At 66.1% G+C, this 18,194-nt stretch carries 14 protein-coding genes; 7 read left to right on the top strand and 7 right to left on the bottom strand.

The window, feature by feature from the left end; genetic code table 11:
- Positions 1-4: 4 nt before the first annotated feature.
- Genes GPJ75_RS15565 through GPJ75_RS15550 form a run of 4 tightly spaced genes read right to left on the bottom strand, consistent with a single transcriptional unit; the run spans position 5 to position 4,711 of the window.
- A complete protein-coding gene (locus tag GPJ75_RS15565; RefSeq protein ID WP_163269229.1) occupies positions 5-1,423 on the bottom strand; it encodes an ABC transporter ATP-binding protein in 1,419 nt (472 codons plus the stop codon).
- Complete coding sequence (locus tag GPJ75_RS15560) at positions 1,420-2,241, bottom strand: ABC transporter permease (RefSeq protein WP_163269228.1); 822 nt, start codon at positions 2,239-2,241, stop codon at positions 1,420-1,422. Before GPJ75_RS15560 ends, GPJ75_RS15565 begins: the two co-directional genes overlap by 4 nt.
- Positions 2,241-3,176 carry an ABC transporter permease gene (locus GPJ75_RS15555; RefSeq protein ID WP_163269227.1) on the bottom strand — a complete coding sequence of 312 codons (936 nt, stop codon included), beginning with the start codon at positions 3,174-3,176 and terminating at the stop codon, positions 2,241-2,243. The genes GPJ75_RS15560 and GPJ75_RS15555 overlap by 1 nt, the downstream gene beginning before the upstream one ends.
- An 11-nt stretch (positions 3,177-3,187) precedes the next feature.
- Positions 3,188-4,711 carry an ABC transporter substrate-binding protein gene (locus GPJ75_RS15550; protein ID WP_163269226.1) on the bottom strand — a complete coding sequence of 508 codons (1,524 nt, stop codon included), beginning with the start codon at positions 4,709-4,711 and terminating at the stop codon, positions 3,188-3,190.
- A 328-nt stretch (positions 4,712-5,039) separates the two neighbouring features.
- On the opposite strand from GPJ75_RS15550, the gene GPJ75_RS15545 reads away from it, so the two are divergent.
- Genes GPJ75_RS15545 through GPJ75_RS15515 form a run of 7 tightly spaced genes read left to right on the top strand, consistent with a single transcriptional unit; the run spans position 5,040 to position 14,427 of the window.
- Positions 5,040-6,323, top strand: a complete 1,284-nt coding sequence (locus GPJ75_RS15545) for a hydroxymethylglutaryl-CoA reductase (RefSeq protein ID WP_163269225.1) — start codon at positions 5,040-5,042, stop codon at positions 6,321-6,323.
- 1 nt (position 6,324) lies between these two features.
- The gene (locus tag GPJ75_RS15540) at positions 6,325-7,251 is read left to right on the top strand and encodes a UbiA family prenyltransferase (protein ID WP_163269224.1); all 927 of its coding nucleotides are present in this window, start codon (positions 6,325-6,327) and stop codon (positions 7,249-7,251) included.
- A 16-nt stretch (positions 7,252-7,267) separates the two neighbouring features.
- Entirely contained in the window at positions 7,268-9,724 is a 2,457-nt protein-coding gene (locus GPJ75_RS15535; RefSeq protein ID WP_163269223.1) for a PEP/pyruvate-binding domain-containing protein, read from the top strand.
- Positions 9,717-10,826: a BtaA family protein gene (locus GPJ75_RS15530; RefSeq protein ID WP_163269222.1), complete on the top strand. Its 1,110-nt coding sequence runs from the start codon at positions 9,717-9,719 to the stop codon at positions 10,824-10,826. The genes GPJ75_RS15535 and GPJ75_RS15530 overlap by 8 nt, the downstream gene beginning before the upstream one ends.
- Positions 10,823-12,124: a diacylglycerol/polyprenol kinase family protein gene (locus tag GPJ75_RS15525; protein WP_163269221.1), complete on the top strand. Its 1,302-nt coding sequence runs from the start codon at positions 10,823-10,825 to the stop codon at positions 12,122-12,124. Before GPJ75_RS15530 ends, GPJ75_RS15525 begins: the two co-directional genes overlap by 4 nt.
- On the top strand, positions 12,121-12,963 hold the full coding sequence (locus tag GPJ75_RS15520) for a GNAT family N-acetyltransferase (RefSeq protein ID WP_163269220.1): 843 nt from the start codon (positions 12,121-12,123) through the stop codon (positions 12,961-12,963). Before GPJ75_RS15525 ends, GPJ75_RS15520 begins: the two co-directional genes overlap by 4 nt.
- Positions 12,964-12,978: 15 nt before the next feature.
- Positions 12,979-14,427, top strand: a complete 1,449-nt coding sequence (locus tag GPJ75_RS15515; protein ID WP_163269219.1) for an AMP-binding protein — start codon at positions 12,979-12,981, stop codon at positions 14,425-14,427.
- Here GPJ75_RS15515 and GPJ75_RS15510 read toward each other — a convergent pair.
- The 3 genes from GPJ75_RS15510 to GPJ75_RS27395 all read right to left on the bottom strand — a co-directional run bounded on the left by GPJ75_RS15510 (position 14,402) and on the right by GPJ75_RS27395 (position 18,075).
- On the bottom strand, positions 14,402-14,983 hold the full coding sequence (locus GPJ75_RS15510; protein WP_246249074.1) for a TetR/AcrR family transcriptional regulator: 582 nt from the start codon (positions 14,981-14,983) through the stop codon (positions 14,402-14,404). The genes GPJ75_RS15515 and GPJ75_RS15510 overlap by 26 nt on opposite strands.
- A 195-nt stretch (positions 14,984-15,178) precedes the next feature.
- On the bottom strand, positions 15,179-16,777 hold the full coding sequence (locus tag GPJ75_RS15505; protein WP_163269218.1) for an alpha-glucosidase: 1,599 nt from the start codon (positions 16,775-16,777) through the stop codon (positions 15,179-15,181).
- Positions 16,778-16,989: 212 nt separating this feature from the next.
- Positions 16,990-18,075 (bottom strand): DUF2793 domain-containing protein, encoded by a 1,086-nt coding sequence (locus tag GPJ75_RS27395; protein WP_163269217.1) that lies wholly within the window; start codon positions 18,073-18,075, stop codon positions 16,990-16,992.
- Positions 18,076-18,194: the final 119 nt, after the last annotated feature.

Below are 18,194 nucleotides of genomic sequence, written 5' to 3'. Positions count from 1 at the left end.
TGCCTTACGTGTCGCGTCGCGCCAACATGACCGTCCGTGTCGATATTTTCTCCGCCAGGGCGCGATCGTGCGTGACGAGGAGGACGCCGAGGCCGGTGTCGCGTGCGACTTCGAGCAGAACGTCGACCACCTCCTTCTGGCTGACCGGGTCGAGGCGTGACGTGGCCTCGTCGGCGAACAGGAAGACCGGATCAAGCAGCAGGGCGCGCAGGATCGCGAAGCGCTGCAATTCGCCTCCCGAGATCTGGCCGGGCAGCCGGTCGAGCAACGCGTTCTGCAGCTGAAAGCGCGCAAGCAGCGTCTCCACCTCGTCCCACCGGCGCCGGTGCAGCTTCACGAGGTCCCGCAGGCCCTTGCGGATCGCCTGGTGGGGCGGGAAGGCGGCGGGCGGGTCCTGATAGAGCTTCTGGAAGCGCAGCAGGGAGATATCCTTGCGCCGCTCGACCGTTCCGGCGTCCGGCTCGACAAGGCCGAGGAGGATGTTGCCGAGCGTCGTCTTGCCGCATCCGCTGGGACCGACGATGGAGACGATCTCGCCGGCGCGTACCTCGACGTCGACATCCTCGAACAAGGTGTGATCGCCGAATGCCTTGGCGAGGCCGCGCCCCGCCAACATGACGTCTCCGGACGGCACGGGCGCGCTGCGAACCCATGACCGAGGGTCGGCACTAAGCAGCGCCTGGCTGTAGGGATGGGACGGCGCCATCAGCACCTGCTCCGCCGGCCCATGGTCCACGAGGCGGCCTTCCAGCATAATCCCGACCGTGCCTCCAAGCGCGCGGGCCACGCCGATATCGTGCGTGATCGTAAGAAGGAGCCGGCCGGCGTCGACCTCCTCTATCAGCCGCGCGACGACGCTGTCGCGCAGGTCGGCGTCGAGCCCCTTGGTAGGCTCGTCGACAATCAGCAGCCCGCTGCCGCCGGCATGGGCGATGGCGATCGCCGCGCGCTGGCACATGCCGCCCGACATCTGAAAGGGATAGAGCGCGCTGGCGTGGTCGAGACCGACGTCCCGAAGGTTCTCGTGGGCGAGGGTTTCGCTCCGCTGTGCCGCCTGCCGCCGGACGAAGCGGTGCACCTCGGCGACCTGCGGGCCGATGCGCATGGTCGGATCGAGGGCGAGCCACGGCTCCTGGGGGAGAAGCGAGATTGCGCGTCCCCAGCGTTTGCGCCGCTCGTCCGGCGTACTGGCGATGAGATCGGCGCCGTCCAGGCGGATCGCTCCCGATGCCGTGAGCTCCGGTGGCAAGGTTCCCATCACCGCCTGTGCCACGAGGGATTTTCCCGAGCCGCTTTCGCCGAGGAGCGTCAGCGGCCGTCCGGGCTGGAGAGAGAGGGATACGTCCCTGACGATGGGGCCAGCGCGCGAATGGACACTCAAGTCCGCGATGGACAGGTCGTGGATCCGTGTTGGAGCGTTCATCGGGTTTCTCTTTGCGCGACGAGTTGCAGGGCGAGCACGAGCAGGAAGATCAGCACCGCGGGGAGCAGGACGTGCACCGGCGCTTCGGCGTAATAGGGAAGGAGTTCGACGATCATGCTGCCGAGTTCCGGCGTGGGCGGCTGCAGTCCCACGCTGATGGCGCTCAGCGTGGAGATGGCGATGATCGCCGTGGCCATGGCGAAGGCCGCCAGCGTGGCGATCAGCGGAGCGATGACCGGCACGACGTGGTTGCGCAGGATGTAGCCGGGCCCGAAGCCGAGGAGCTTGGCCGCTTCGATGTGCGGTTGCTTGAGGATCGTCGCTGTCGTAGCGCGCGTGACCCGGTAGAACTCCACCCACAGCGTCAGCGCCAAGCCCAGATAGAGCGGGCCGAAGTTCCCCGGTGCGAAGGCGAGAAGCAGGAGGACGAGCATCAGGCCGGGGAGTGCCAGAACGATGTTTGCCAGAAGCTCGAACATGCGCTCGATCCAGCCGCCGCGCCAGGCCGCGACGAGGCCGAAGAAGATACCGGGGAGGGCGGCGGTCATCATCGTGAGGAAGGCCATGCCGAACGAGAGCCTGGCACCGTGGGCCAGCCGCGCCAGGAGGCTCCGCCCGTAGTGGTCCGCCCCCAAAAGATACGCGCCGCCGATTGGGGCGAGGCTGGCGCCAAGGTCCTGCCGGGCAGGGTCGGCCTCGATCAGCCAGGGGCCGAGGATTGCGAAGGCGGCAAGCGCCAGAAGCAGCGCCGCGCCGATAGTACGGGCGGAAAGGCGGCGCGGCCGGTCGGCGGATGGGAAGGCGGTCTCAATGCTCATTACGCCCTCCTCAGCCGCGGGTCGAGCCATGCCGATGCGGCATCCACGCCGGCGGTGACGGCGACGAAGATCAGCCCCATGGCGAGTGCCGTTCCCTGGACCATGGGAATGTCCCGCTCGACGATCGCATGAACGAGCGCGTGCCCGATCCCCGGATAGGCGAGGATCGACTCAACGACGACCACGCCTTCGACGAGGTAGATCGCTTGCAGGCCGAGATAGGAGACGACCGGGATGGCTGCGTTGCGCAGCCCATGGCGCCGCACGACCGCTGCCTCGGGCAACCCCTTGTGCCTGGCGAAGGCGAAATAGGGAGCCTTGGCGACAGTGGCGATTGCCTCGCGCGTCACCCGGCTCGAGACGGCGGCCAGCCCGAGCGCCAATGTCAGGGACGGCAGGGCCAGTTCCCTCCAGGACCCGAAGCCGGCGGGCGGAAGCCAGCCGAGCCATATGGCAAAGACCAGCATCAGGATGAGCCCGAGCATGAAGGGCGGCAGCGCACGCAGCGTCACCGAGCCGGCGAGCCCCAGCCGGTCCGCCCAGCCGTTCGGCCTGAGGCCCGAGACGATGCCGATGGCCGGGCCGATCAGCAGGGAGAGGAGGAGCGCGGCGGCGGCAAGCCAGAGCGAAGCGCCGAGCTGGACCTTAAGTTCCTCGATGACCGGAGCGCCGGTGACGAGGGAATGGCCAAGATCGAACCGCACGAGGTTCGCCAGCCACTCCAGGAACTGCACCGGCCACGGCTGGTCGAGACCGAGTTCCTGCCGCACCTTTTCGGCGGCGCCGGCGATCATGGCATCCGGCCCGTAGCGGCCTGCCGCGATCCGCATGGCCGCATCGCCCGGCAGGACGCGCATGAGAACGAAGCAAAGCGTCCCGACCACCACGGCAACGACGCCTGCTTGAACGAGGCGCGCGAGGAGAAAGCGTCTCATTTGAATGCCCTTCAGTCTGCCCAGCGGATCGAGGCGAGGCCGTAGTTCACTTCGAGCGGGTCGACCTGAACGCCGGCGATGCGCTGGTTGGCGACGATCGCCAGTTCCGACCAGGTGATCGGGATGCTGGGCAGCTCCTCTTGAAGGAGCTCGATGGCGCGCCTTTGAAGCGGCGCCCGCTCTTGGCTGTCGCTCGTTGCCACGAGCTTGTCGACCAGTACCAGGAGCTCGTCGCTGGACCAGCCCATGGCGCCCCATTCGCTGCCCTCCGGGCCGTAATCCTGGAGCAACGTTCCCGTGGGGTCTGGGACGATGGAATAGAGGCGGGAGATCAGGGCCATCTCCAGCGTGCCGTCGCGGTGGCGGCTGGGAATCTCCGAACTGTTGCCCACCGAGACCTCGACGTCGATGCCGACTTCTCTCAACTGCGCCTGCAAGGCCGTGGCGATGGGCGGCAGTTCGGGCCAGTTCGAATAGGTAAGGAGCGTGACGCTGAAGCGCTCGCCGTCCTGCCCCAATATGCCGTCGCTGCCCGGCTCCCAGCCCGCTTCCGCAAGCAGCCGCCTTGCCGCATCAAGATTGCGCTCAAGAGGCGGGAGGTCGGAAACGTGCCAGCCTGCCAGCGCCGGCGGAAAGAGCTGCGTGGCGTCGAGATCGGGATTGCGCAGGATCGCCTTCGCAATGCCTGCCCGATCGATGGCGTAGCTGATCGCCCGCCTCTCCTCCACGTCGTCGAAGAAGGGAGAGGCAGCGTTCACCTTGAGGATGCGCGTGCGCGGGATGGTGGCGATCTTCACGTCGAGCTTCGGATTGCGTTTTAGCCGTTCGACGGAGACCGGCAGCATTGAAAAGACGAGATCGGCCTCGCCGCTTTCGGCCATGAGGGCCCGCGTCTCGCCCTGGCCGACGGCCAGATAGCTGACCTCGCTGATCTCGGGCGCGCCGCCCCACCAGTTTCCAGAATTCTCGAGCTCCAGCTTCAGCGGCGGTGTAAGGCTCTTCACTTTATAGGGGCCGGAGCCGATGATCTTTGTGACCTTTCCGGAAGCGTCGTAGGACGCCGGGGCAAGGATGATATTGCCGAAGTTGACGAGATAGGCGGGCAGGGCGGCAAACGGCTTTTCAAGGCGCACGACGACATCCCGGCCTTCGGCCGCGATTTCGGAGATCGGCACCTGGGTGAGAACACCGACGCCCGCTTGCGCACGCCGCAGGCTCGCCGCAGCGGCCTCGGCCGTCACCGGCGTTCCGTCGTGGAAGGTTGCATCGGCGCGGATCGTGAAGCGCCACGCAAGCCCGTCCTCGCTGGCGGACCATTGTTCGGCGAGCGCCGGGATAAGCTTGCCTGTCGGATCGGCGCTGACGAGCGTCTCGGCCACCTGCAACCGGCTGAAAATGTAGCCCGACTGCGCCGGATCGATGCCGCCGATCTCCCATGGCCCGACAACCTTGAGCAGCCGCTCCTCAGCCGAGTTCGTCACGGTCGAAAGGCAGATCGCTACGGCGGCCACGACAAGAAAACGTGCAAAGCGCATCCCAAACCTCATCTCTGAATGTTATAAAATTACACGCTTCTTCGCGCATCGGCGCAAAAAGGTCAATCGCTTCGAGATGCCATGGCGGCGGCTCGGTGGATATCCACAGCCGAATATAGTGAACATTGTTCAAAAAGACGCTTGAACACGCCGTCGGCCCAGTGTATATGAACGTCGTTCAATATGGGCGGAAGGCCCACGTCGATCGGAACCGCTCCAGAGGAAGCCCGAATCGGGTACTGGTTTGAAACCATAGTTGCTCTATAGCTTTGCCAGTTGCGTGGGACCCGCGCTGCCAGATATTCGCTGCACCACCGGGGGAGGGGGAATGTCGATCATCTCTCACAGCATCGTTCAGCGCCTAGCGCATCTGCGGGCGACCTTCACCGAGCAGCAGGTGCGCAGCCGCCTGAAAGGGCAGGCCGAGGAGCCGCGCTCCCGCGCCTTGCGCAGCGCCCGCCGCGTCTCTGCCGCTTCTATTGCGAGGCTGTGGGACGCGATCCGTGCCATGCGGCCGGAGGGAGCGGAAGAGCTGGAAGGCATCCTGGCCGACGGAGAGACTCGCGAGACGGCCGAACGCTACGCGGCCAATATCGAGAACATGATCGGTACGGTGAAGATGCCGGTGGGTGTGGTGGGGCCCATGCGCATCAACGGGCTCAACGCCAACGGCGATTTCATCGTGCCGCTTGCCACGACGGAGGCGGCCCTTGTCGCCTCCTATGCGCGCGGCGCCGAACTTGCCTCCCGCGCCGGCGGCATTGCCGCCGTCATGCTGACGGAGGGCGTGCTGCGCAGCCCCGGCTTCAAATTCGCCAATGTGCTGGACGCCGGCCTTTTCCTGGAATGGGTGGTGCATGCGAGCGACAATCTTAAGGCCGCGGCGGAGGGGACTACCCGGTATGGCCGGCTCGTTTCCATCGAACCTTTGATGGACAACGAGATCGTCTTTCTTTTGTGCCGCTACACGACCGGCGACGCCTCCGGCCAGAATATGGTCACCATCGCCACAGAGGCACTGTGCCGGCATATCGAGGCGCATTGTCCGATCCGCCCGCTGCACTGGTTCATCGAGGCGAACTACTCCGGCGACAAGAAGAGCACCTATCTCGGCCTCACCTCTGGCCGCGGGCGAAAGGTGACGGCATCGGTGACGCTGCCGCGTGCGCTGGTCGAAAAATACCTGCATGTCAGCGTCGAGCGCTTTCTCGATTATGCGCAGATGGCCAATCTCGGCGCCATGCTGAGCGGCCAATTGGGTGCACAGGGGCACTATGCCAACGGGCTAGCCGCCTTCTACATCGCCACCGGGCAGGACGCGGCCTGCGTTTCCGAATCCGCCATCGGCTTTACCCGCGTGGAAAACCGCAACGGCGATCTCTTCATGTCGGTGACGCTGCCCAACATCCTGGTCGGCTCCGTCGGCGGCGGCACGGGCCTGCCCAGCCAGCAGGCGGCCCTGCGCCTCATGGGGCTGCAGGGGCCGGGCAAGGCGGCAGCACTCGCCGAGGTCGTCGCCTCGCTGTGCCTGTGCGGGGAGATCTCCATCATCGGCGCGCTTGCCGCCGGAGAATTCGCCAGCGCCCACCGCAAGCTTGCCAGGGAGCGCTGAGATGTCGGCGGCGGGCGAGATGACGCTGCCCTTGGCGCAGCGCCTGTGGATCTACCAGCGCGAGCGCTTTCCGGTCGCAAGGACCGTGCTGCTCGTCGCCGTCTTCTCTGCGGCGAGCGTCAACGTCTCCGCCTTCCTCGCCGGCAGGCCGCTTCCCTTTCTGGCGGTCTACGCGGTGGCATTCATCGTCGCCTTCACCATCTTCCTGCAACTGCGCGCCTGCGACGAGGTCAAGGATGCCGACCTCGACCGCCGCTACCGGCAGGAGCTTCCCGTTCCGCGCGGCCTCGTCGACCTCAAGGTGATCGTCGGTATCGGGCTTGCCGCCGTGCCGGTGGCGGCTGTCGCGGCGGCGACGCTCGCACCCGCGCTGCTATGGCTCCTGGCCCTCGCCTGGCTGTGGCTGGGATTGATGACGGTCGAGTTCTTCGCGCCGGAGTGGCTGCGCGCGCGGCCGTTCCTCTATCTCGTCTCGCATATGATGATCATGCCGCTGCTCGACCTCTTCGTGACGGGCTGCGAGTGGCTGACGGCAAGCGGCGCCCCACCGGAGAAGCTCTGGCTGTTTCTGGTCTTGAGCTTCGTCAACGGCTGCGTGATCGAGATCGGCCGCAAGCTGCGGGCCCCGGAAAACGAACGGGAAGGGGTGGATACCTATTCGGCCTTGCTCGGCCCGCGAAGAGCGGCCCTTCTGTGGTGCGCGCTGCTTCTCGTCGGCTTCGGCCTGTTGCTGGCGGTGGGCAGCGCGGTGGGGGCTTTTTATGCCATCGCCATCGTCGGTCTCCTGGGGCTTGCGGTCTGTCTCGCGAGCGCATTGCTCTACGTTCGCGCTCCCACCAAAGGTGCCGAACGCCGGGTAGACACCATGGCGGGCTTGTGGGTTCTGATCTGCTACGGTGCGGCCGGCTTTGTGCCGCTGTTCGCATGAGGGAGGGGCGACCAGCATGATCGTCAACGGATCGGAGGGGGCGGAAGCGGCCGAGATCGGCGGCAAGGCGGCCACCCTTGCCGCCCTCGTGCAGGACGGGTTCGACGTGCCGCCCTTCTTCACCATTACGCCCGCGGCCTTCACCCGCACCGGCTTGCGCGCTGAGGTGAGAAAGGGGCTTGCCGGCCATCTGAAGGACATCGGCCCCGGCCCCTTCGCCGTTCGCTCCTCGGCCCGCGAGGAGGACGGCGCCGAACATTCCCATGCCGGCCAGTTCCTGTCGCTTCTGGATGTCGCGGCTGACGATGTGCCGAAGGCAGCGTACCGTGTCTGGAAGTCCGGCGGTACGGAGACGCTGCGCGCCTACCGCGCCGAGCGCGGCCTTGGATCGGACGATCATGCGCCCGCAGTCCTCGTGCAGCGGCTGGTGAAGGCGCGGGCGGCCGGCGTCGCCTTCTCGGCCGATCCCGTCAGCGGCCGGCGCGACCGCATGGTCGTCTCCGCTGTCGCCGGCCTCGGCGATAGGCTCGTCGGCGGCGAGACGGACGGCGATGACTATCTTCTCGACCGCCGCAGTGGCGCCCTTCTGGAAGGGCCCAAGGATGGCGTTCTGTCCCAGGCGGATTTGGGCGCCCTATCCGCCATGGTCGCCCGTATCGAGGCGGCACGGGGCGCCCCGCAGGATGTCGAATGGGCTTTCGAGGGCGAGCGGCTGTTCCTCCTCCAGGCGAGGCCTATCACCACGCCGCTGCGCACGGCGCCCCTCGACGACCCGAAGATCACCATCTTCGACAACTCTAACATCATCGAGAGCTATCCGGGCCTCGTCTCCCCGCTCACCTACAGCTTCGCGCAATATGTCTATGCGCGGGTCTACCCGGTGCTGATGAGGCTTCTGGGCGTGCGCGAGGATGTGATCCGCGCCCAGGGGACCGCCTTCGAGAACCTTCTGGGCCGCATCGACTGCCGGGTCTATTACAACCTGATCAACTGGTACCGGCTGATTGCACTTCTGCCCGGCTTCTCGCTCAATCGCGCGCATATGGAAACCATGATGGGCGTGAGCGAGCCGCTGCCGGCCGAGATCGCCGACGCGCTGGCGCCGAAGCCGGCGAAGGGGTGGGCGGCGGTCTGGGAATACACCCGCATCGGCAGGACCGGCCTCGGGCTCGTCCGCGAGGCGGTCCGTCTGCCACGTACGATCCGCGCCTTCCATAAGCGGCTCGACCGCGCGCTTGAAGTGAAACCGGCCGACATCGACGCCATGCCGCTTACCGCGCTGGCGGCGGAATATCGGCGGGTGGAGGGCGAGCTGCTTGACCGGTGGGACGCGCCGCTTGTCAACGATCTCCTGTGCATGATGATGTTCGGCGCCTCGCGCAAGCTCATCGAGCGCTGGGTGGGGCAGGCGGGATTGGAACTCCACAACGACGTCATGATCGGCCAGGGCGACATCGTCTCCGCCGAGCCCGCCCGGCGCATCACCCACATGGGAGCACGCGCGGCCGGCGAGGAGGGACTTATCGAGGTTCTGGAGGCCGGCGATCTCGCCGCCCTTAGGCAACACCCGGAGCTTGAACGGGAGGTCGCGGACTACATCGCCAAGTTCGGCGACCGCTGCACCCAGGAGCTCAAGCTCGAAAGCATCACGCTCGAGGAGGATCCGCGCCCCCTGCTCGCGGCCATCGCCGCCGCCGCGCGCAGCGGGCGCAAGCCCGCGCATCATGAAGAGCAGGAGACGGATCCCGTCGCCGCGCTCTTTGCTGGCCGCCCGTTCCGGCGCTTCATCGCCCGCCGCGTGCTGGCCATGGCCAAGGCGCGGGTGCGCGACCGGGAGAACCTGCGCTTCGAGCGCACGCGCGTCTTCGGCCATGCACGGCGTCTCTTCCTCGCCATGGGGTGGCAGTTCCACGCTCACGGTGTTTTGGAGGATGCCCGCGACGTTCTCTACCTCACGGTGCCGGAAGTGCTTGGCGCCATCGAGGGTTTCGGCACGAGCACGGACCTTGCGCCGCTCGCCGCCGCCAGGAAGGCGGAGATGGCGCGCGCCGAGAAGCGGCCGGATCCGCCCGAGCGGCTTACCATCAAAGGTGCCGCCATAAACGCGGCGGACGTGCCGACCGCTTCACCCGAGAAAGACGACGATGGCGAGGAGGTGCGCACGGGAACGGCCTGTTGTGCCGGCCTCGTTCAGGCGTCCGCGCGCGTGGTGCGCGATCCGCGCACCCAATCCGTGAAGCAGGGCGAGGTGCTGGTGGCGCGCTTTACCGATCCGGGGTGGATCGCGCTCTTCGCCAACGCCTCGGCAATCGTCGTGGAGCGCGGCAGTCTTCTTTCCCACTCGGCCATCGTCGCCCGCGAGCTGGGGCTGCCCTGCGTCGTCGGCGTTCGTGGCGCGACCGAATGGCTGACCTCGGGCGAGCGCATCGAGGTGGACGGGGCCGCGGGGACCGTGAGGAAGCTCGATGCCTGATACCGAGATCGCCGCCAAGGCCAGTTTCGAGAAGATCCGCTACGCCCAGCTCTGGGAGGATGCGGACTGCCTGCTGGCCGGCCTTGCCGAGGGCCGCGAGGCGCTTTCAGGTGCGACCCTCGTCTCGATCTGCTCGGCGGGCGACAACGCGCTCGCCATGCTCACCCTCGATCCCGCGCGCGTCGTCGCCGTCGACCTGTCGGCCGCCCAGATCGAGTGCCTGAAGATCCGCATTGCCGCCTTTCGCACGCTCGACCACGCCGCCCTTCTGGAACTGATGGGATCGCGCCCTTCCGGCCGCCGCGGCGCGCTGCTCGACGAGGTCGCCACCCGGCTTCCCGATACCTCGCAAGCCTTTTGGGCAGCGCTCCGTGACGAGGTGGTCGAGCACGGGCTCGGCGGCGCCGGACGGTTCGAGCGCTATTTCCGCATCTTCCGGCGCAACGTGCTGCCGTTGGTCCATAGCCGCGCCACCGTCGATGCGCTGCTTCAGTCACGCCCGCGGGCGGAGCGTGAGCGCTTCCTCAGGGAGGAATGGGACACCTGGCGCTGGCGCCTCCTCCTCAAGTTCTTCTTCTCGCGCTTCACCATGGGGCGGCTTGGCCGCGACCCGGCCTTCTTCGACCATGTGGAAGGCAGCGTCGCCGATCACGTTGCACGCCGCATCGTCCATGCGGTCGCCAATCTCGACCCTGCCGAGAACCCCTATCTGCACTGGATCCTCAAGGGCACGCACGGCGAGGCGCTGCCGCTGGCGCTCCGGCTAGAACATTTCGAGACCATCCGCGACCGGCTCGACCGGCTCGACATACGCCACGGCTCGCTCGAAACCTTCGTGGCGACGGGCGAGAAGGCGGACGGCTTCAATCTCTCCGACATCTTCGAATATATGGGCGAGGATACCTTCCGCGCCGTCTATGGCAGCCTGCTCGGCGCCGCCAATCCGGGTGCCCGCTTCGTCTACTGGAACATGATGGCGCCGCGCCGCATGCCGCCGGAGTTCGGCGACCGCATGCGCACGGTGGAGGATGTGGAGACGCGCGGGCGCGCCATGGACAAGGCCTTCTTCTATTCGGACTTCGTCGTCGAGGAGGTGAGATGAGCATCGCGCCGCAGGTCGGTCTGATCGCCCTGTCCATGGCGATGCTGCTCGCCATCATGATGGCGGTGAAGTGGCTTGCGCAGCACTTCGCGTGGTCGGCCGAGTTGCAGCGCAAGAGCGTCCACGTCGCCACGGGCGGCTATGCGCTGACGCTGCCCTGGATGTTCGTGAACCGCTGGCCGGTTCTTGTCATCGCCGGCGGCGCGGCGCTGGTTCTCCTGCTCTTGCGCACACCGGTCCTCGCCCGCAGCGGCCTCGGATCGACACTGCACAGCGTCGAGCGCCATTCCTATGGCGACATCCTGCTCGCGCTTGCCGTCGGCATCGTCTTCTTCTTCTCCCACGGCACCCCCGTCCTCTATGTGCTGCCCATCGCCGTGGTGACGCTCTCGGACGCCGCGGCGGCGATGACCGGGGTGCGCTATGGCAGCAAGTTCCTCTCCGTGGAGACCGGCACGAAAAGCTTCGAAGGCTCGGCGATGTTCTTCCTGGTGACGTGGATCCTCGCCATGGTCCTGCTGCTCCTGATGACGGACATCGCGCGCCCGAACGTCGTTCTGCTCTCGCTCGTCATCGCCGCCTTCGGCACGCTGGTGGAGGCCGATTCCTGGCACGGCTTCGACAACCTGTTCCTTCCTGTCGGCCTTCATCTTTTCCTGTCGAGCCATCTGGAAACGCCCCCGCTGCCGCTTCTGGGGCTGACGCTCTTCTTCCTTGCGGCGCTGGTCGTGGTTCTCGTGCTGGCGCCCAGGCTCAGCCTGTCGAACCACGCCGCGCGCGCCTATACCATCGCTGTTTTCATGATCTGCGCGGTGGCGGAGGTGCATAACGCGCTGCTGCCGGTGCTGGCGATCCTCGCTCATCTGGCGGCGCGGCACGTTCGCCCGTGCAAGAGCCGCTATCCGGATCTCGACGTCCTGGCGCTTGTCGTCGTGGTTGCCGTGTTCTGGCTGTTCGTGGGCCGCTATGCCGACCGCAACGCGATCAGCATGTACAACCTCTCTTTCGCCGGTGCCGCCCTCGTCTTCGTGGCGCTGGCCGCCGGGCGCCGGCTGGCGCTGGCCGGAGCAGGGGCCGCCGTCCTCTTCGCCGTCAGCGTACTGGTCGCCGGACGCAATCTGGAGGCCGCCGCGTGGCACGGGCCGCTGTGGCCGTGGATCGCCGCCAGCTTCGCCCTGTGCCTGGCGATCCCGCTCCTTTGGCCCCAGCTCCTCGACCGCTATCGCGGCCCGCGCACCCTGGCGCTGGCGCTGCCGGTCCCGGTCACCTTCTTCATGGCAAAGGTATTTTTCCTATGAACACGGCTCCACAGGATATCGAGACGGACGGTGCGGCATGCCGCATCTACCGCGACGCGCCGGGCTGGGAGGGTTTGCGTACGGCAGCTATAGGCGGCTTTCGCTGCGAGAGCGTGGCGGCGGGCGCAGGCATTCTGGCCAAGGCGGGGGAAGCGCTGCGCGGTGAGGGCTTCCAGGTCATTCTCGGCCCCATGGACGGCGACACCTGGCACAGCTACCGCCTGGTCACCGAAAGCGACGGCTCGCCGCCCTTTCCCCTGGAGCCGGTGAGCGGGCCGTATGACAGGGAAGCGTTCGAGGCGAGCGGTTTTGCGCCAGTCTCGTCCTACATCTCTGCTCGCGCCACGCTCGACGAGGCCATCGGCCCCTCCGCACCGATGCTCGACGGCGTGGCCGTCTCTCCCTGGGATGGGGAAAACGCACAGGGGCTGCTTGCCCATCTCTTCGACATGTCGGCGGCGAGTTTTTCCGCGAACCCCTTCTTCAAGCCGATCTCGCGCGAGGCCTTTCAGGCTCTCTACGAACCGGTGCTGCCGGCGGTCGATCCGCGGCTTGTCCTTTTCGCCAGGGATGCCGACGGGATCGCGGGTTTCCTCTTCGGTCTGCCCAACCTGGCGGAAGGCAAGGAGCCGAAGACGGCCATCGTGAAAACCTATGCCAGCCGCCGCCGAGGCGTTGGGCACCTGCTCCTGGACACCTTCCACAGGACGGCCCGCGATCTCGGCTTTACCGACGTCATCCATGCGCTGATGCACGAGAAGAATGTTTCGCGCGACCGCAGCCAAAGGCATGCCGCGCGTGTCTTCCGCCGCTACGCGCTGATGGGGAAGCGGCTTTAGGGAAGGTTGCGGGGCATGAACCTGCTCGAACCCATTCTCGACGAGCTGACGGCGCGAAGCGGGCGCACAGCCATCATCGCCGCCGATGGCACGCGCGCCACCTATGCCGATCTGGTGGAACGCTCGGAGGCCCTGGCGGCGGCCTGGAAGCGCGCCGGCATCGCGCCGGGGGACCGTGTGCTGATCGCCATGCCGGTCGGCATTGCGCTCTATTCGAGCCTCGTGGCGCTGTGGCGCCTGGGCGCCGTTGCCGTCTTCCCCGAACCGGCGCTGGGGTTGCGGGGCTTGCGCCACGCGCTTGAGGCGACGAAGCCCAAGGCGTTTCTCGCCGCCGGCTGGTACCGGCTCCTGCGCTATGCCTTGCCGGCGCTGTGGTCCGTGCCTCTCACACTCTCGCCGAAAGACCATTCGGCCGGGCCGGCGTTGGCCAATAGCATTGAAACCGTCGCAACCGAGCACCCGGCCCTGATCTCCTTCACCAGCGGCTCGACCGGCCGGCCGAAAGCGATCGTGCGCAGCCACCGCTTCCTCGCGCTGCAGAATGCGCGCGTCGCCGAGCTGCTGGCGCCGGAGCGCGACGACTGCGTCGACCTTGTCGGCTTCCCGGTCTTCGTGCTGGCCAATCTCAGCCTCGGTGTCACCTCGGTCCTGCCCAACTGGCCCCTCAGCCGCCAGGAGAAGGCGGATGCAGGCCGCATCGCGCGCCACATCGCGGACAACCGTATCAACAGAGCGCTGATCCCGCCTTCGATCTGTGCCGGGCTGGTGGACGGCCCGGACGTGGCGCTCGATACGATCTTCACCGGCGGCGGCCCGGTCTTCCCCGATCTGCTCGACCGTCTGTCGTCGAAGCTGCCGGGCGCGGACATCATTTCCGTATACGGCTCGACGGAGGCGGAGCCGATCGCCCACCAGCGCCTGTCCGAAATATCGGCGGCGGATTGGCAGGCCATGCGCGAGGGCGGCGGCCTCTTGGCCGGCCGGCCCATTCCCGAGATCCGGGTAAAGATCCTAGATGACGAGATCGTGGTCACGGGCGAGCATGTCAACAAGGGCTATCTGGACGAGCAGGATGATCGAACCACCAAGATGAGGCTCGACGGCGAGATCTGGCATCGCACGGGCGATGCCGGGCGGCTCGACGCCGATGGCCGCCTGTGGCTGCTCGGCCGGCAGGATGGGCGCGCCGGCCGATTGTTTCCCTTCGGCGTGGAAGCGGCGGCGCGCTGCTGGCCGGGCGTTGCCCGCGTGGCGCTGGTCTCGCTTGACGGCAGGCCTGTGCTGGCCGTCGAGGGAGATGGCGCATTGCAGGGCGCCTGGCAGGAAAGGGCGCGCCCAATGGGGGACATCCGTGTCGTTCCCGTCCGGGCGATCCCCCTTGACCGGCGGCATGGCTCGAAGGTGGATTACCCCGCGCTGAAGGCGTCTCTTCGCCGCCTCATGCGGCGGGACGGTCCAGCCTGAGAAAGCGCGTCACCAGGAGCCGCGCAAGATCGCGCGGGTCGTCCTCGTTGAGGACCGACAGCTTGCCCGAGGCAGAAAGCGAGGCCAACCCATGCAGCGCCGCCCAAAGGGTGGCCACGCTTCGAGCGCGCTCGGCCTTGTCGGGAAACAGCGGCTCGAGAACCTCGTCCACGAGACCTGTCGTCCGGCCAAGCTCCGTCGCGTACCAGGCGGGTATCGGCTCACCTCCAGGCATGGTGTGCTCGAGGATGACGCCCCACAGCCGCGCGTTGGCGGTCACGAAGTCGAGATAGGCTTCGGCGAAGGCAAGCGTGTTCGCCACCGCGTCGCCCTGCGGGTCGGCGACCGTGCGCAGATGCGCCTGCAGCCGGCGCAGTGTGCGGGCGTTCAATCTCAGAACGATCTCGTCGACGTCGCCAACGACGTTGTAAATCGAGCCGGGGACAACGCCCACCTCCTGCGCAATGCGCCGCATGGCGATGCCGCGCAGCCCCTCCCTGGCGGCAAAGCGCTCGGCCACGTCCAGCACCATCTCCGGCAGATCGTCGCGGCTCACTTTCATTTTTCTCGGCATGGCACCAGGACCTTGTGAAAGGCCAAGGTATTGTGAACGGCGTTCATATGCAACGGGGTATTCCTGCGCATCCTGACAGATGATACCCATCTGTCAGGACAAATCGCCCCACAGGATCAATAGCTTGTGGCCCGACTTTTCCAAACGGGTGGATACCGTCCGTTTGGGTCAGACCCCTTATCCGGCGATATCTGCCAGCAGGAACCCGTTGGGGCCCAGCTTGACCGTACCCGCCTCCACCTGTGCGGCTGAGGAAAGCAGGACGCTGTCGATGGGCGGCGCCTCGGTCGTCTGCTCCTCGGGGGAAAGGTTGAAGAGGCAAAGTGTGCGCCCGCCCCGCACGAAGGCGAGCATCGGCTCAGTAACGTCGAGGAAACGGGTCTTCCCGGTTTTCAGGTCTTCGCGGCCGCGGCGCAGCGCCAGCATCTTCTTATAGAAGGAGAGCACCGAATTCGGGTCGCCCGCCTGCGTATCCACGGCACGGGCGCGCTGCGGCGCGCGCACGGGAAGCCATGTCGTCTCCGCGTTCGAGAAGCCCGCATGCGGTTCGGCGGCACTCCACACCATCGGCGTGCGGCATCCGTCGCGCCCCTTGTCGTCCGGCCAGAAGGCAATGCCCTGCGGATCGGTCAATTCCTCGAATTCGAGCTCGGTCTCGCTCTGCCCCAGTTCTTCGCCCTGATAGACGCAGATCGACCCCTCAAGCGACAAGAGCAGCGCGGCGGCGAGCTTGGCCAGGCTGTCCTGGTCGTGCCCGTGTTTGGCCCAGCGCGTGACATGCCGCACGACGTCATGGTTGGAAAAGGCCCAGCACGGCCAGCCGCCGGGAGCGAGCTGGAAGAATTCCTCGATCTGACGGCGGAAGTGCTTCGGCGAGAAGTCCGGCCGCAGCATCTCGAAGGAATAGGCCATGTGCAGCCGCCGGGCGGTGGTGTACTCGCCCATGAGCTGGATCGAGAAATGCTGCTCGCCGATTTCGCCGACCATCGCGCGGTCGTCGAACTCGTCGAGAAGCGCGCGAAGCCTTTCGAGGAAGGGGATGTTTTCCGGCTGGTTCTTCTGGAACTTATGGATCTGCATCGCCGTCGGATTGACGGGCGGCAGATTGGCGCCGTTGTCGAAGGGCGGGTTGTCGCGCAGCTTCTTATCGTGGAAATAGAAGTTGGCCGTGTCGAGGCGAAACCCGTCCACGCCGCGCTCCAGCCAGAAGCGCATTGTGCCGAGAAGCCACTCCTGAACGTCCGGATTGTGAAAGTTGAAGTCCGGCTGCTCCTTCAGGAAATTGTGCAGGTAGTACTGCCGCCGCCGCGGCTCCCACTGCCAGGCGATACCGCCGAACATGGACTGCCAGTTATTGGGGGCCGAGCCGTCCGGCTTTGGGTCCGCCCACACATACCAGTCGGCCTTGGGATTGTCGCGCGAGCGGCGGCTTTCCTGAAAGAAGGGGTGCTGATCGGAGGAGTGCGACAACACCTGGTCTATGATGACCTTCAGCCCCAATTCGTGCGCACGGGCCACCATGGCATCGAAATCGGCGAGCGTGCCGAATGTCGGATCGATGTCCGTGTAGTTCGACACGTCGTAGCCCATGTCCGCCATCGGCGAGGTGAAGATCGGCGAAAGCCAGATGGCATCAACGCCCAACTCGGCCACATGGCCCAGCCGGCGGGTGATGCCTTTCAGGTCGCCGACACCGTCGCCATTGCTGTCCTGAAAGGAACGCGGGTAGATCTGATAGGTGACGGCGCCTCGCCACCATGCATTGTTGCCGGTCATGGCACTCTTCTCTGATATGGGGTCTGAAATTTGATTGTATCCGTCATCCAAAGCGCTTTGGATGACGGGACATTGCCCGAAGCGTTTTGGAAACACAAGTCCCGGCGATCGTTGGCGCGGGTGCTGGCAGGGCTGGATCTTGCTTGCCGCCGGCGCCATGAACTCGTCGAAGGGCGCCGGCCATCCATTGTAAGGGGGTGCCGTCTACGCGGTCACGGCACCTGATAGCCGAAGAAGTGGTTCCAGTCGGCGCGCACGTATCCGTCGTTGGCGGCCATGTAGGCCATTGCCTCAACGGTGTCTCCCGCCGAAAGCTTCAAAAGCCTGGTGATGTTCACCTTGCTGCGAATGGTGACGATCATGGCGTCCCCCTGTACCTCGGTATTGGAGTTGGTCGGATTTGCGCCGTTGATCCCCAGGCCCACATGGATCACGTCCGGAACAGCGGAATTCTCCTTGAAGTGATACCCCGCACCGAACACGTAGTAGCCGTCGTGCGGCGCGGTGAAGGCGCTCGTCCCGGCATCGAAATCGCCCTGATCGTTGAAATGGGCGTTGTTCATGGCGATGGTGGCCCAGCTGTCGGCCGCCACGTAGTTGTCGAAGTTGGAGTAGGCCGAGAACTTCGGGTGTTCGGGAAAGCCCATGGCGCCGGTGTCGCCGCCCGCCCGCATGGCCTCCGTCCAGGCGCTGCCATCCGGACTCACCTTGAGGGAGAAATCGTCGTCGCCGACAAGGCCGAGTTCGGCACGGCCGGAGAACGCCGTCTGGAACAGGCAGGAGAGCGTGTTGCCCGCCGCCTCCTTGTTCAGCTTGTAGCGCAGGTCGCCCGACCCGCCCTCATTAATTGTCTTCGCCGTCCACAGCGTGCTTTCCAGCTTCGCGGTAAAGGGATTCGTCGCATCCGCCGTCGTGCCGACACCAAGCATTGCAAGGTTCTGGGAGGCCTGTGCTGCTGCATCCCTCCAGGTGCTCCCATCCCATGCGATGAGGCGCGCTTCGTCGGCGACGTAGGCAAGCATGCCCGTCACCGGTGGCAGCAGGAACCATGCCCCGTCCATGAAGGCGGCAAGGTGATCCTCCTTGCCCGCCCATTCGCCGGCGGCGCCCTGGGCGACGATGTACTGATCGCCTTCGGCCGGCTCGGCGGGAGGCGCGGCAAGGTCGCGGTCCTTAACGCCGGGCTGCACCAGCGCGTCGATGAGCCGGATTGCCTCGTTGTGGGTAACGTGCTTCTGCGCCTGGCTCGGCATGATGTAGGGAAGTTTCAGCCGGGCGGTGTTTTCGGGATCAATCATTGTGGCCTCGCAGCGGTTCAACACTGGCGAGAAGCATAAGGTCGTCCCGGGGAGCGGGGATAAATCACCGGAAAAATCGAGAGCGGATGGGCAGTCTGATCGCCCATCCGCTTGATATT

The organism is Chelativorans alearensis, assembly GCF_010993735.1.
Classification (GTDB): Bacteria; Pseudomonadota; Alphaproteobacteria; order Rhizobiales; family Rhizobiaceae; genus Chelativorans; species Chelativorans alearense.
Note: the sequence above shows the minus strand (reverse complement) of the source record. Positions and strands in the feature narration are given on the sequence as shown.